Source organism: Burkholderia sp. PR2, from assembly GCF_052372875.1.
Classification (GTDB): domain Bacteria; phylum Pseudomonadota; class Gammaproteobacteria; order Burkholderiales; family Burkholderiaceae; genus Burkholderia; species Burkholderia diffusa.
Genome location: NZ_JBQRWH010000004.1, coordinates 2,409,753 through 2,423,824 on the forward strand (window position 1 = coordinate 2,409,753; position 14,072 = coordinate 2,423,824).

A 14,072-nucleotide genomic window follows, 5' to 3' on the forward strand; every position below is an offset into this window, starting at 1 on the left:
GCGCGGGATTGCGAACGAGTACCGTCATTGTTGTTCCAAATCGCCGCAAAAGGCAAAGACGGCGCATGCGCCGTCGGAAAAGCCGTCCGACGCGGATCGGCCCGCGCCGGACGCAGGTTGTCGCCTACGCTCAGTGCGCGGCCTGGGCCGCGTCGAGCGCGAGATTCAGCTTCAGCACGTTCACGCGCGGCTCGCCGAGCACGCCGAACTGGCGGCCCGTCGTGTTCGCGGCGACGAGTTGCGCAACCGCATCGGCCGTCAGGCTGCGCGCCTTCGCGACGCGCTCGACCTGGTACGCGGCGGCGGCCGGCGTGATCTCCGGATCGAGGCCGCTCGCCGACGCCGTCACGAGGTCGACGGGCACGGGCTTCGACATGTCGGTGCCCGCGTCGCGCAACGCGGCGATGCGCGCCTTCACCTGGTCGGCCAGCGACGGGTTCAGCGGGCCGAGGTTCGAGCCGCCGGAGCCGGTCGCGTTGTACGGCATCGGCGACGTGGCCGACAGCCGGCCCCAGAAGTACTTCGGCGCATCGAACGGCTGGCCGATCAGCGCGGAGCCGACCGCCTTGCCGTCCTTCTCGATCAGGCTGCCGTTCGCCTGCGACGGGAACACGGCCTGGCCGAACACGGTCATCACGGCCGGGTAGGCGAGACCCGTCACGACGGTCAGTACGACGAAGATCACGACGAGCGGGCGAATCAACGATTTCATGATGGTTCTTCCTTCAGGTACGGCGCATCAGGCCCAGCCGAGCGCGGCGAGCGTCATGTCGATCAGCTTGATGAACGGGAACGGCAGCAGCACGCCGCCGAGGCCGTACACCAGCAGGTTGCGGCGCAGCAGCGACGCGGCGCCGAGCGGCCGGTAGGTGACGCCCTTCAGCGCGAGCGGGATCAGCGCGACGATGATCAGCGCGTTGAAGATCACCGCCGACAGGATCGCCGACGCCGGGGACGTCAGATGCATGATGTCGAGCACGCGCAGTTGCGGGTACGTCGTCACGAACGCGGCCGGGATGATCGCGAAGTACTTCGCGATGTCGTTCGCGATCGAGAACGTGGTCAGCGATCCGCGCGTCATCAGCATCTGCTTGCCGATCTCGACAATCTCGATCAGCTTCGTCGGGTTCGAGTCGAGGTCGACCATGTTGCCGGCTTCCTTCGCCGCCTGCGTGCCGGTGTTCATCGCGACCGCCACGTCGGCCTGCGCGAGCGCCGGTGCGTCGTTGGTGCCGTCGCCCGTCATCGCGACGAGGCGCCCCGCCGCCTGATGCTCGCGGATCGTCGCCAGCTTGGTTTCCGGCGTCGCTTCCGCGAGGAAGTCGTCGACGCCCGCTTCCGCCGCGATCGCCGCGGCGGTGAGCCGGTTGTCGCCCGTCACCATCACGGTCTTGATGCCCATCTTGCGCAGTTCCGCGAAGCGCTCCTTGATGCCGCCCTTCACGATGTCCTTCAGCTCGATCACGCCAAGCACGCGCGCCACGCCGTCATGCAGGTCGGCCACGACGAGCGGCGTGCTGCCGCGGCGCGCGACGTCGTCGACCGCGCGGCGCACTTCTTCCGGAAAGCGGCTGCCGTGCGTCTCGACGTAGCGGCGGATCGCATCCGCCGCGCCCTTGCGGATTTCACGACCGGGCAGATCGACACCGCTCATCCGCGTCTGCGCGGAGAAGCCGATGAACGTCGCATGCAGTTGCGCCATGTCGCGCTGGCGGATGTTGAAGCGTTCCTTCGCGAGCACGACGATGCTGCGGCCCTCCGGCGTTTCGTCGGCGAGCGACGACAGCTGCGCGGCGTCGGCCAGCGCTTCCTCGGTCACGCCCGGCGCGGGCACGAACATCGACGCCTGGCGGTTGCCGAGCGTGATCGTGCCGGTCTTGTCGAGCAGCAGCACGTCGACGTCGCCGGCCGCTTCGACCGCGCGGCCCGACGTCGCGATCACGTTCGCCTGCATCATCCGGCTCATCCCGGCCACGCCGATCGCCGACAGCAGCCCGCCGATCGTCGTCGGGATCAGACACACGAGCAGCGCAACGAGCGCGGTGATCGTCACCACGTGGCCGGCCTTCATCGCCTCGACCGAGAACATCGAGAACGGCAGCAGCGTCGCGGTCGCGAGCAGCATCACGATCGTCAGCGCGACGAGCAGGATCGTCAGCGCGACCTCGTTCGGCGTCTTCTTGCGCTTCGCGCCTTCGACCATCGCGATCATGCGGTCGAGGAACGCCTCGCCGGGGTTCGCGGTGACCTTCACGACGATCCAGTCGGACAGCACGCGCGTGCCGCCCGTCACCGACGAGAAGTCGCCGCCCGATTCGCGGATCACCGGCGCGGATTCGCCGGTGATCGCCGATTCGTCGACCGATGCGACGCCCTCGACGACTTCGCCGTCGGCCGGGATCACGTCGCCGGCCTCGACCAGCACGACGTCGCCACGACGCAGGTCGGACGCGGTCATGATGCGGATCGGCGACTTCGGATGCGGCTCGTTGAGCTTCTTCGCCATCACGTCCTTCTTCGCGCTGCGCAGCGATGCGGCCTGCGCCTTCGAGCGCCCTTCGGCGAGCGCTTCGGCGAAGTTCGCGAACAGCACCGTGAACCACAGCCACAGCGCGATCGCGAGGATGAAGCCCGCCGGCGCCTCGGCCTGGCCGGCGAGCGCCGCGATCCACAGGATCGTGGTCAGGATGCTGCCGACGTACACGCAGAACATCACCGGGTTGCGGAACTGCGTGCGCGGCGTGAGTTTCTTGAACGAATCCACGATCGCCGGACGCAGCAGCGCCGGATCGAACATGGACCGTGTTGCGGAATGTTGAGTCATTGCGATCTCTTCAATCTCTTCAGTCTTTGCAAGGTGTCGCCATGCGGGCGCGCATCACGCGCCCAGCCACATCATCAGATGCTCGACGCCCGGGCCGAGCGCGAGCGCCGGCACGTAGGTCAGCGCGCCCACCAGCATCACGGTGCCGAGCAGCAGCACGACGAACAGCGGGCCGTGCGTCGGCAGCGTGCCGCTCGTCACCGCGATGCGCTTCTTCGCGGCGAGCGAGCCGGCGATCGCCAGCACCGGCACGATCGTGCCGAAGCGGCCGAACCACATCGCGATCGCGGTCATCCAGTTGTAGAAGGGCGTGCCGACCGTCAGGCCCGCGAACGCGCTGCCGTTGTTGTTCGCGGCCGAGCTGAACGCGTACAGGATTTCCGAGAAGCCGTGCGGGCCCGGGTTCGCGATGCCGGCACGACCCGCATCGGCGAGCACGGCGATCGACGTGCCGACCAGCACGAGCAGCGGCGTGAGCAGCACGACGATCGACACCATCTTCATCTCGTACGACTCGATCTTCTTGCCGACGTATTCCGGCGTGCGGCCGATCATCAGGCCGGCGACGAACACCGCGAGCAGCGCGAACACGAGCATCCCGTAGAGGCCGGAACCGACACCGCCGTAGATCACCTCGCCGAGCTGCATCAGCAGCATCGGCACGAGACCGCCGAGCGGCGTCAGCGAATCGTGCATCGTGTCGACCGCGCCGCACGACGCGGCCGTCGTCGCGACCGTGAAGATGCCGGTCTGCGCGATGCCGAAGCGCGTTTCCTTGCCTTCCATGTTGCCGCCCGCCTGGAGCGCGCTCGTCGACTGGTCGACGTGCAGCGCGGCGAGCGTCGGGTTGCCGGCCTGCTCGGCGCTCACCTCGACGCCGATCGCGATCGCGAACGCGACCGTCATCGCCGCGAGCACCGCGATGCCCTGCCGGCGGTCGCCGATCATCCGGCCGAACACGAGGGCCAGCGCGGCCGGGATGATCAGGATCGAGAAGATCTGCAGGAAGTTCGCGAACGGCGTCGGGTTCTCGTACGGGTGCGCCGAGTTCGCGTTGAAGAAGCCGCCACCGTTGGTGCCGAGCATCTTGATCGCTTCCTGCGACGCGACCGGGCCCATCGCGAGCGTCTGCTTCGTGAGCGGCGTGGGCACCGTCACCGGGTTGCCCTTGTCGTCCTTCACCGGGTTGCCCTGCGCGTCGAGCTTCGGCGCCGCGTAGGTGCTCGCCTGCAGCACCGGCACGTCCTGGTAAGCCTTCATGTTCTGGATCACGCCCTGGCTCATCAGCAGCGCGGCGATGATCATCGACATCGGCACGAGCACGTACATCGTCACGCGCGTCAGGTCGACCCAGAAGTTGCCGATCGTCTGCGCGGTATGACGCGCGAAGCCGCGGATCAGTGCGATCACCACGACGATGCCCGTTGCCGCCGACAGGAAGTTCTGCACGGTCAGGCCGAGCATCTGCGTCAGGTAGCTGACGGTCTGCTCGGGCGTGTAGTCCTGCCAGTTGGTGTTGGTGACGAAGCTGACGGCCGTGTTGAAGGCGCCGTCGGCCGTCATCGCGCCGAATTGCTGCGGATTGCCGGGCAGGAAGCCCTGCAGGCGCAGCAGACCGTACAGGAACAGCGCGCCGAGCGCGTTGAACGCGATCGTGGCGATCGCATACTGCCTCCAGTTCATTTCGGTGCCGGCGTCGACGCCGGCGATGCGGTACAACGCGCGCTCGAGCGGCCCGAACACGCGCACGACGCGCGAACTGCCGTCCATCACGCCCGTCAGGTAGCGCGCGACCGGCACGGCCGCCGCGAGCAGCACGACGATGAACAGCAGTATCTGCAACAGGTTGTTCGCGTTCATTCGATGTCCTCCGCGCGCAGCAGCGCAAAGACGAGATACGCGAACAGCAGGGCCGTCGAGGCACCCGCGAGCCAAAGCATCCAGGTCATGCGCGCCCCCCGCGACCGTATTGCACGAGCTTCTCGCAACCGGCAAGCAAACCGAGGATCAGCGCGGTGAACAACACCAGTGCGCCGATGAAAACCCCATCCATTTTTTGTTCTCCGTCGTCGAAATCGGACGACTAGAACCTTATGGGAACGCGCGTAAAGGTCGGGTCAAAGGTCATCGGGCCGGTATAAAAAACCCGTAAACGCGTGCGGTGGGAAACGGCGGCCGGATGAAGACGGGACGGGCGGCGGCCAGCGCCGCCCGTCAGGATGCGTGCCGGCATGGTGCGGCACGAAGGGATGCGTCAGGGAACGAGGATCGTCGAGCCGGTCGTCTTGCGCGCTTCGAGATCTTCATGCGCGCGGCCGACTTCCGCGAGCGGATAGCGCTGGTTGATGCTCGTCTTCACCTTGCCCGACAGGATCACGTCGAACAGCTCGGCGGCCGCGGATTCGAGATCCGCACGCTTCGCGATGTACGAGAACAGCGTCGGCCGCGTGAAGAACAGCGAGCCGCGCGACGAGAACTCCTTCGAGTCGATCGGCGGCAGCGGGCCCGACGCATTGCCGAAGCTGACGAACAGACCGAGCGGCGCGAGGCAGTCGAGCGAGCCGATGTAGGTGTCCTTGCCGATCGAGTCGTAGACGACCGGCACGCCCGCGCCGTTCGTGATCTCCTTCACGCGCTGCGTGAAGTTCTCGCGCGTATAGACGATCGGATGATCGCAGCCGTGCGCTTTTGCGAGCGCGGCCTTCTCGTCGGAGCCGACCGTCCCGATCACGGTCGCGCCGAGCGCCTTCGCCCACTGGCACACGAGCAGGCCGACACCGCCGGCCGCCGCGTGGATCAGGATCGTGTCACCGGCCTTCACCGGGTACGTGCGGCGCAGCAGGTAGTGCGCGGTCAGTCCCTGCAGCATCACCGATGCCGCGTCGTCGTAGCTGATCCCGTCGGGCAGCTTCACGAGCCGCTCGGCCGGCATCACGCGCTCCTGCGCGTACGCGCCCGGCGGCTGCCCGACGTAGGCGACGCGGTCGCCCGCCTTGAGCGCGGTCACGCCGTCACCGACGGCCGTCACCTCGCCCGCCGCCTCCATCCCGAGGCCACCGGGCAGCGGCTGCGGGTAAAGGCCAGTGCGGAAATACACATCGATGTAGTTGAGCCCGACCGCATGCTGCCGGATGCGGACTTCGCCCGCCTTCGGTTCGCCGACCTCGACATCGACCCACTTCATCACGTCCGGGCCGCCCGGCTGGTCGTATCGGATTGCTTTCGGCATCGTTTCGCTCCTCGTTTCTGAATCGGTCAGGGGAAATTCGGGTCGCCGACGCCAGCCGGTGCCGATCGGTACAGGACCGGCGGCGGTGCGCGTCGCGACGCCCGATTCTCGCGCGTCACCGCCGGGCGTGCATGGCCCTGCCGCCAGCAAGGGCAATCAGGCTGGCGGGCGACTAGCAGACGTCCTGCATGTTCCGCGCCAGGTCGTCGAGCAGCATCCGCGCGGTCGCCACGTTCGTCGCGACCGGCACGTCGTGCACGTCGCACGCGCGCACCAGCGCGGTGATGTCCGGATCGTGCGGCTGCGCGGTCATCGGGTCACGCAGGAACACGACGATGTCGACGCGGCCTTCGGCCAGTTCCGCACCGATCTGCAGGTCGCCGCCGAGCGGCCCCGACAGCTTGCGCTCGACCTCGAGCCCGTGCGCGGCGGCGATGCGGCCGCCCGTCGTGCCCGTTCCGACCAGCCTGCATTGCGCGAGCGTCTCGCGGTACTGGCCCGCGAGCGCGACGATCTCGTCCTTCTTCGCGTCGTGCGCGATCAATGCGATGCGGGGTTTGCTCATCTCCGTTTCCTTCGTGGGTCGATTGTTGTCGTATGCGTGAATGGCGGTGCGCGCGTCAGAACGTACCCGGATACGCGCCGCCGTCGAGCAGCCAGTTCTGCCCGGTGATGTAGCCGGCATGGACGCTGCAGAGGAACGCGCACGCCGCGCCGAATTCGGCACGCGTGCCGAGGCGCCCGGCCGGGATTTCCTTCGCGCGCCGCGCGCGCATCTCGTCGACCGTCACGCCCTGCACCTTCGCCGACGCGGCGAGCGTCGTCGCGATCCGGTCGGTGTCGAACAGCCCGGGCAGCAGATTGTTTATCGTCACGCCCTGCCCCGCGACCTTGCGCGACAGCCCCGCGACGAAGCCGGTCAGTCCCGAGCGTGCACCGTTCGACAGCGCGAGCACGTCGATCGGCGCCTTCACGGCCGAACTCGTGATGTTGACGATCCGGCCGAAACCGCGCCCGATCATCCCGTCCACGGTCGCGCGGATCAGTTCGATCGGCGTCAGCATGTTCGACTCCAGCGCGCGGATCCAGTCGTCGTGCGAGAAATCGCGGAAGTCGCCGGGCGGCGGCCCGCCGGCATTCGTCACGAGAATGTCCGGCTGCGGGCAGGCGGCGAGCGCGGCCGCGCGGCCGTCGGGCGTCGTGATGTCGCAGGCGACGGCGGTGACCGACACGTTCGACCCGGCGCGGATCTCCTCCGCGGTTTCCTCCAGCGTGTCGCGCGTGCGCGCGACGATCACGAGATTCACGCCCTCGGCGGCCAGCGCTTCCGCGCAGCCGCGCCCGAGTCCCTTGCTCGCCGCGCACACGAGCGCGGTCTTTCCTGCGATGCCGAGATCCATCGTCGATTCCCTTATGGCGACGCGCGCCGGCGCAGCCGCCCGCATCGCCGGACGGGCGAGCGGTCGGAAACGGGCGAACACGGCGCGCGGATTGTCGTGAGACGTCGATAATATCCGGATCACGTGGCGCGCCTTGGTAAAATTGCGGCCATAAGCGGCGGCCGGCCTCGCGCCATCGCCGCCCCCGATCCCCTTTTGCCGCCAAGGCACCCCGTCATGAAACAGGACAGCCGTTTCCCGAATCTCTTCATCACTGATCACCCGCTGATCCAGCACAAGCTGACCCACATGCGCGACAAGGACACGTCGACGCGCACGTTCCGCGAACTGCTGCGTGAGATCACGCTGCTGATGGGCTACGAGATCACCCGTAACCTCCCGATCACGACCAAGCGGGTCGAAACCCCGCTCGTGGCGGTCGACGCGCCGGTGATCGCGGGCAAGAAGCTCGCGATCGTGCCCGTGCTGCGCGCCGGCATCGGGATGTCGGACGGCCTGCTCGACCTGGTGCCGTCTGCGCGCGTCGGCCACATCGGCGTGTACCGCGCCGAGGATCACCGCCCGGTCGAATACCTGGTGCGCCTGCCCGATCTCGAGGATCGCATCTTCATTCTGTGCGACCCGATGGTCGCGACCGGCTATTCGGCCGTGCACGCGGTCGACGTGCTCAAGCGCCGCAACGTGCCGGCCGCGAACATCATGTTCGTCGCACTGGTCGCCGCGCCCGAGGGCGTGCAGGTGTTCCAGGACGCGCACCCGGACGTGAAGCTGTTCGTCGCATCGCTCGACTCGCACCTGAACGAGCACGCATACATCGTGCCGGGCCTGGGCGACGCGGGCGACCGCCTGTTCGGCACCAAGAACTGACGCACGGCGGCGCCGGGGCGCGCGGCACGGTGCTCCGAGCGGCCCTCCCGGCCGTTCGGCCATGCACGGCGGGCCCGAAGCGACGGTCGCCGCGTGATAAAATCACGTTCCACTCGACACGCGCGGCCCCGCGGCATCATGCCCGCCCAGACGGCCGCCGATTCAACGACACATTGGCACAATCGCCCGCGCAGCGCGCCCGGGCACGGAGAAAGGTATGGCTGGTCATTCGAAATGGGCCAACATCAAGCATAAGAAGGCAGCGGCCGACGCGAAGCGCGGCAAGATCTGGACCCGCCTGATCAAGGAAATCCAAGTCGCGGCCCGCCTCGGCGGCGGCGACGCCAGCTCGAACCCGCGTCTGCGTCTCGCAGTCGACAAGGCAGCCGACGCGAACATGCCGAAAGACAACGTCAAGCGCGCGATCGACCGCGGCGTCGGCGGCGCGGACGGCGCGAACTACGAAGAAATCCGTTACGAAGGCTACGGCATCAGCGGCGCGGCGATCATCGTCGACACGCTGACCGACAACCGCACCCGCACGGTCGCGGAAGTCCGTCACGCATTCTCGAAGTTCGGCGGCAACATGGGCACCGACGGTTCGGTCGCGTTCATGTTCGATCACGTCGGCCAGTTCCTGTTCGCGCCCGGCACGTCGGAAGACGCGCTGATGGAAGCGGCGCTCGAAGCCGGCGCGGACGACGTCAGCACGAACGACGACGGCTCGATCGAAGTGCTGTGCGACTGGCAGGCCTTCTCGGCGGTGAAGGACGCGCTCGAAGCCGCGGGCTTCAAGGCCGAACTCGCCGAAGTGACGATGAAGCCGCAGAACGAAGTCGAATTCACCGGCGACGATGCGGCGAAGATGCAGAAGCTCCTGGACGCGCTCGAGAACCTCGACGACGTGCAGGAGGTGTATACGAACGCCGTCATCGTCGAGGAATGAGATGCCGGCCGCCGTGCGCATCGTCGCGGCGGCGGCCCGACCGATTTCGCGGCCGGCGCGCCTGAGCGTGCCGGCCGCCCTGTTTTCTAGTCTGCGGGGAATCCCATGAAACTACTCGTCGTCGGTTCCGGCGGCCGCGAACATGCGCTGGCGTGGAAGCTCGCGCAGTCGCCGCGTGTCCAGATGGTCTACGTCGCGCCCGGCAATGGCGGCACGGCGCAGGACGAGCGTCTGAAGAACGTCGACATCACGGCGCTCGACGAACTCGCCGATTTCGCGGAACGCGAAGGCGTCGCGTTCACGCTCGTCGGGCCGGAAGCGCCGCTCGCGGCCGGCATCGTCAACCTGTTCCGCGCGCGCGGCCTGAAGGTGTTCGGCCCGACCCGCGAAGCCGCGCAGCTCGAAAGCTCGAAGGATTTCGCGAAGGCGTTCATGAAGCGCCACGGCATCCCCACCGCCGAGTACGAAACGTTCTCCGACGTGGCTGCCGCACACGCGTACATCGACGCGAAGGGTGCGCCGATCGTCGTGAAGGCCGACGGCCTCGCGGCCGGCAAGGGCGTCGTCGTCGCGATGACGCTGGAAGAAGCACACGAAGCCGTCGACATGATGCTGTCGGGCAACAAGCTCGGCGACGCCGGCGCGCGCGTCGTGATCGAGGAATTCCTCGACGGCGAGGAAGCGAGCTTCATCGTGATGGTCGACGGCAAGCACGCGCTGGCGCTGGCCTCGAGCCAGGACCACAAGCGCCTGCTCGACGAGGACCGCGGCCCGAACACGGGCGGCATGGGCGCCTACTCGCCCGCGCCGATCGTCACGCCTCAGATGCACGCACGCGTGATGCGCGAAATCATCATGCCGACGGTGCGCGGGATGGAGAAGGACGGCATCCGCTTCACGGGCTTCCTGTATGCGGGCCTGATGATCGACAAGGAAGGTAATCCGCGCACGCTCGAGTTCAACTGCCGGATGGGCGACCCCGAGACGCAGCCGATCATGGCGCGCCTGAAGAGCGATTTCTCGAAGGTCGTCGAACAGGCGATCGCGGGCACGCTCGACACGGTCGAGCTCGACTGGGACCGCCGCACCGCGCTCGGCGTCGTGCTGGCCGCGCACGGTTATCCGGACGCGCCGCGCAAGGGCGACCGCATCAACGGGATCCCGGCCGAGACCGAACAGGCCATGACGTTCCATGCGGGCACGACGCTCGCCGAAGGCGACAAGCTCGTCACGTCGGGCGGCCGCGTGCTGTGCGTGGTCGGTCTCGCCGATTCGGTGCGCGAAGCCCAGCAGCATGCGTACGACACGATCAATCAGATCAATTTCGAAGGCATGCAGTATCGCCGCGACATCGGCTTCCGCGCGCTGAACCGCAAGAGCGCGTGACGCCCTGACCGCCGCCTGCCGTCACAAGCGGCGGCCTCCTCTGCCGGGGTTCGATAGAATGCCCGGCAGATGCCTTTTTTACGGCCCCCGCTTCGCGCGGAGGCACCCAGTTCAGACATGACCGATTCGACCTACGACGTGGCGCGCGTGCGCACGTACCTCCAGGGCCTGCAGACACGCATCGCCGACGCGCTCGGCGCGCTCGACGGCACGCCGCTCGCGACCGATGCGTGGCAGCGCGGGCCGGAAGAGCGCCTGCGCGGCGGCGGCTGCACGCGGATTCTCGAAGGCGGCCGCGTGTTCGAGCGCGCGGGGATCGGTTTTTCCGACGTCTCGGGCGACGCGCTGCCGCCGTCGGCGAGCGCCGCGCGCCCGCAGCTGGCCGGCCGCGGCTTCGAGGCGCTCGGCGTGTCGCTCGTGCTGCACCCGCGCAACCCGTACTGCCCGACGGTGCACATGAACGTGCGGATGCTGATCGCGACGAAGCCCGGCGAGGCGCCGATCTTCTGGTTCGGCGGCGGGATGGATCTGACACCGGTTTATCCGTTCGAGGACGACGCGCGGCATTTCCACCAGACCTGCAAGGACGCGCTCGACCCGTTCGGTGCCGAGCTCTATCCGCGTTTCAAGACGTGGTGCGACGAGTATTTCTTCCTGAAGCACCGCAACGAGACGCGCGGCATCGGCGGGATCTTCTTCGACGACTTCTCCGAACCCGGATTCGAACGCTCGTTCGAGATGATGCAGCGCGTCGGCGACGCGTTCCTGAACGCGTACCTGCCGATCGTCGAACGCCGGGTCGCGCTGCCGTACGGCGAGCGTGAACGCGACTTCCAGGCTTACCGGCGCGGCCGCTACGTGGAATTCAACCTCGTGTTCGACCGCGGCACGCTGTTCGGCCTGCAAAGCGGTGGCCGGACCGAATCGATCCTGATGTCGATGCCGCCGGTCGCGAACTGGCGCTACAACTGGCAGCCCGAGCCGGGCTCGCCCGAAGCGCGCCTGAGCGAGTTCCTCGTGCCGCGCGACTGGGTCTGAGCCCGTCGCGCCCCGCCGCCCCAAGAACAGGACACGTTTTTCTGGACACCACCGCCCGCCCCGCCCCGCAGCCGCGCCCGCCGTTACGTCGCATCGGCCTGCTGGGCGGCACGTTCGATCCGATCCACGACGGCCACCTCGCGCTCGCGCGCCGGTTCGCCGACGTGCTCGGCCTGACCGACCTCGTGCTGCTGCCCGCCGGGCAGCCTTACCAGAAGCGCGACGTGTCGGCCGCCGAGCATCGGCTCGCGATGACGCGCGCCGCTGCCGGCTCGCTGTCCCTGCCCGGCGTGACGATCACCGTCGCGACCGACGAGATCGAGCACGCGGGGCCGACCTATACGGTCGAGACGCTCGCGCGCTGGCGCGATCGGATCGGCCCCGACGCCTCGCTGTCGCTGCTGATCGGCGCCGACCAGCTGGTGCGGCTCGACACGTGGCGCGACTGGCGCAAGCTGTTCGACTACGCGCACGTGTGCGCGTCGACGCGCCCGGGCTTCGACCTCGGCACGGCGCCACCGGCCGTCGCACGGGAAATCGCGCGGCGGCAGGCCGGTGCGGATGTGCTGAAAGCGACACCGGCCGGCCACCTGCTGATCGACACGACACTGGCGTTCGATATCGCCGCAACCGACATCCGTGCGCACCTGCGCGAATGCATCGCGCGTCATGCGCAGATGCCCGACGCGTCGGCCGAGCATGTACCGGCCGCCGTCTGGGCCTATATTCTTCAACATCGTCTCTACCATTCCTGATTCCATGGATATCCGCAAACTGCAGCGCGTGATCGTCGACGCTCTCGAAGACATCAAGGCGCAAGACATCAAGGTGTTCAACACCAGCCACCTGACCGAACTGTTCGACCGCGTGATCGTCGCGTCGGGCACGTCGAACCGCCAGACCAAGGCGCTCGCGTCGAGCGTGCGCGACAAGGTCAAGGAAGCCGGCGGCGACATCGTCAGCTCCGAGGGCGAAGACACGGGCGAATGGGTGCTGGTCGACTGCGGCGACGCCGTCGTGCACATCCTGCAACCGGCGCTGCGCCAGTATTACAACCTCGAGGAAATCTGGGGCGACAAGCCCGTGCGGATGAAGCTCGGCGGCGGCAAGGACGGTTTCGCGACGGCCAGCGAAGGCGAGGACGACGAGGAAGAAGCGCCCGCACGCCCGGCGCGCAAGACGGCGGCCCGCCGCCGCTGAGCCGCAGCGAGTCGTCCCGATGAAGCTATTCATCCTCGCGGTCGGCCACAAGATGCCCGGCTGGATCGCGTCCGGCTTCGACGAATACACGAAGCGCATGCCGCCCGAGCTGCGCATCGAGCTGCGCGAGATCAAGCCCGAACTGCGTTCGGGCGGCCGCAGCGCGGAAAGCGTGATGGCGGCCGAGCGGCAGAAGATCGAGGCCGCGCTGCCGAAGGGCGCGCGCATCGTCGCGCTCGACGAGCGCGGCCGCGACTGGACCACCATGCAGCTCGCGCAGGCGCTGCCCGGCTGGCAGCAGGACGGCCGTGACGTCGCATTCGTGATCGGCGGCGCCGACGGGCTCGATCCGGAACTCAAGGCGCGCGCCGACCTGCTGCTGCGCATTTCGAGCATGACGCTGCCGCACGGTATGGTGCGCGTGCTGCTTGCCGAACAGCTTTACCGGGCGTGGAGCATCACGCAGAATCACCCCTATCACCGCGCATGACGCGTCGTCTTCTGGACGCGCGACGCGCGCGCACAACGAGATAACGACACCATGCCGTCCAGCACGCCCCCCGCCCTTTTCCCGATTCTCTACCTCGCTTCGCAAAGCCCGCGCCGCCAGGAGCTGCTGCTGCAGATCGGCGTGCGCTTCGAATTGCTGCTGCCGCGCCCCGACGAGGACGCCGAGGCGCTCGAAGCCGAATTGCCCGGCGAAGCCGCCGATGTGTACGTCCGGCGCGTGACCGTCGCGAAGGCCGAGGCCGCACGTGCGCGCCTCGTCGCGAGCGGCAAGCCGGCCGCGCCGGTGCTGGTTGCGGACACCACCGTGACGATCGACGGCGCGATCCTCGGCAAGCCGGCCGATGCCGCCGACGCGCTCGCGATGCTGACCCGCCTGGCGGGCCGCGAACACGAGGTGCTCACCGCGGTCGCGGTGATCGGCGCCGACGGCGAACTGCTGCCGCCCGCGCTGTCGCGCTCGTCGGTGCGCTTCGCGGCCACGCCGCGCGACGCGTTCGAACGTTACGTCGACAGCCGTGAACCGTTCGGCAAGGCCGGCGCCTACGCGATCCAGGGGCGTGCGGCCGAATTCATCGAGCGAATCGAGGGCTCCCATTCGGGTATCATGGGTCTGCCCCTCTTTGAGACTGCGGCACTGCTGCGCGCCGCGCGCGTCGACTTCTGAATCCCACC

15 protein-coding genes are annotated in these 14,072 nt (G+C 68.0%); 8 read left to right on the forward strand and 7 right to left on the reverse strand.

The features are described from left to right. Positions 1-130: 130 nt before the first annotated feature. From kdpC to ACT2FV_RS28375, 7 genes are all read right to left on the reverse strand, one after another. A complete protein-coding gene (gene kdpC, locus ACT2FV_RS28345; RefSeq protein ID WP_444505207.1) occupies positions 131-712 on the reverse strand; it encodes a potassium-transporting ATPase subunit KdpC in 582 nt (193 codons plus the stop codon). A 27-nt stretch (positions 713-739) separates the two neighbouring features. Then, the gene (gene kdpB, locus ACT2FV_RS28350; RefSeq protein ID WP_444505208.1) at positions 740-2,824 is read right to left on the reverse strand and encodes a potassium-transporting ATPase subunit KdpB; all 2,085 of its coding nucleotides are present in this window, start codon (positions 2,822-2,824) and stop codon (positions 740-742) included. A gap of 54 nt (positions 2,825-2,878) precedes the next feature. After that, positions 2,879-4,684, reverse strand: a complete 1,806-nt coding sequence (gene kdpA / locus ACT2FV_RS28355) for a potassium-transporting ATPase subunit KdpA (protein ID WP_444505209.1) — start codon at positions 4,682-4,684, stop codon at positions 2,879-2,881. Next, entirely contained in the window at positions 4,681-4,773 is a 93-nt protein-coding gene (kdpF, locus tag ACT2FV_RS28360) for a K(+)-transporting ATPase subunit F (RefSeq protein WP_006752209.1), read from the reverse strand. Before kdpF ends, kdpA begins: the two co-directional genes overlap by 4 nt. A 305-nt stretch (positions 4,774-5,078) precedes the next feature. Further along, on the reverse strand, positions 5,079-6,053 hold the full coding sequence (locus ACT2FV_RS28365) for a quinone oxidoreductase family protein (protein ID WP_124626835.1): 975 nt from the start codon (positions 6,051-6,053) through the stop codon (positions 5,079-5,081). 172 nt (positions 6,054-6,225) lie between these two features. Next, on the reverse strand, positions 6,226-6,618 hold the full coding sequence (locus tag ACT2FV_RS28370) for a methylglyoxal synthase (RefSeq protein WP_059533273.1): 393 nt from the start codon (positions 6,616-6,618) through the stop codon (positions 6,226-6,228). Between the two features lie 55 nt (positions 6,619-6,673). Further along, entirely contained in the window at positions 6,674-7,453 is a 780-nt protein-coding gene (locus tag ACT2FV_RS28375) for an SDR family oxidoreductase (protein WP_444505210.1), read from the reverse strand. Between the two features lie 216 nt (positions 7,454-7,669). On the opposite strand from ACT2FV_RS28375, the gene upp reads away from it, so the two are divergent. The 8 genes from upp to ACT2FV_RS28415 all read left to right on the forward strand — a co-directional run bounded on the left by upp (position 7,670) and on the right by ACT2FV_RS28415 (position 14,064). Beyond that, positions 7,670-8,320 carry a uracil phosphoribosyltransferase gene (gene upp, locus ACT2FV_RS28380; protein ID WP_006478229.1) on the forward strand — a complete coding sequence of 217 codons (651 nt, stop codon included), beginning with the start codon at positions 7,670-7,672 and terminating at the stop codon, positions 8,318-8,320. Positions 8,321-8,537: 217 nt separating this feature from the next. After that, entirely contained in the window at positions 8,538-9,266 is a 729-nt protein-coding gene (locus ACT2FV_RS28385) for a YebC/PmpR family DNA-binding transcriptional regulator (protein WP_044844700.1), read from the forward strand. 105 nt (positions 9,267-9,371) lie between these two features. Beyond that, positions 9,372-10,652, forward strand: coding sequence for a phosphoribosylamine--glycine ligase (gene purD, locus ACT2FV_RS28390; RefSeq protein WP_444505211.1), 1,281 nt, complete (start codon positions 9,372-9,374; stop codon positions 10,650-10,652). Positions 10,653-10,769: 117 nt separating this feature from the next. Then, the gene (hemF, locus tag ACT2FV_RS28395) at positions 10,770-11,690 is read left to right on the forward strand and encodes an oxygen-dependent coproporphyrinogen oxidase (protein WP_124626833.1); all 921 of its coding nucleotides are present in this window, start codon (positions 10,770-10,772) and stop codon (positions 11,688-11,690) included. Beyond that, positions 11,687-12,445, forward strand: coding sequence for a nicotinate-nucleotide adenylyltransferase (locus tag ACT2FV_RS28400; RefSeq protein ID WP_151049486.1), 759 nt, complete (start codon positions 11,687-11,689; stop codon positions 12,443-12,445). Before hemF ends, ACT2FV_RS28400 begins: the two co-directional genes overlap by 4 nt. 4 nt (positions 12,446-12,449) lie before the next feature. Next, complete coding sequence (rsfS, locus tag ACT2FV_RS28405) at positions 12,450-12,890, forward strand: ribosome silencing factor (protein ID WP_006752218.1); 441 nt, start codon at positions 12,450-12,452, stop codon at positions 12,888-12,890. A 19-nt stretch (positions 12,891-12,909) separates the two neighbouring features. Next, complete coding sequence (rlmH, locus tag ACT2FV_RS28410; RefSeq protein WP_044844705.1) at positions 12,910-13,380, forward strand: 23S rRNA (pseudouridine(1915)-N(3))-methyltransferase RlmH; 471 nt, start codon at positions 12,910-12,912, stop codon at positions 13,378-13,380. A 51-nt stretch (positions 13,381-13,431) separates the two neighbouring features. Continuing rightward, positions 13,432-14,064, forward strand: coding sequence for a Maf family protein (locus ACT2FV_RS28415; RefSeq protein WP_059600393.1), 633 nt, complete (start codon positions 13,432-13,434; stop codon positions 14,062-14,064). Positions 14,065-14,072: the final 8 nt, after the last annotated feature.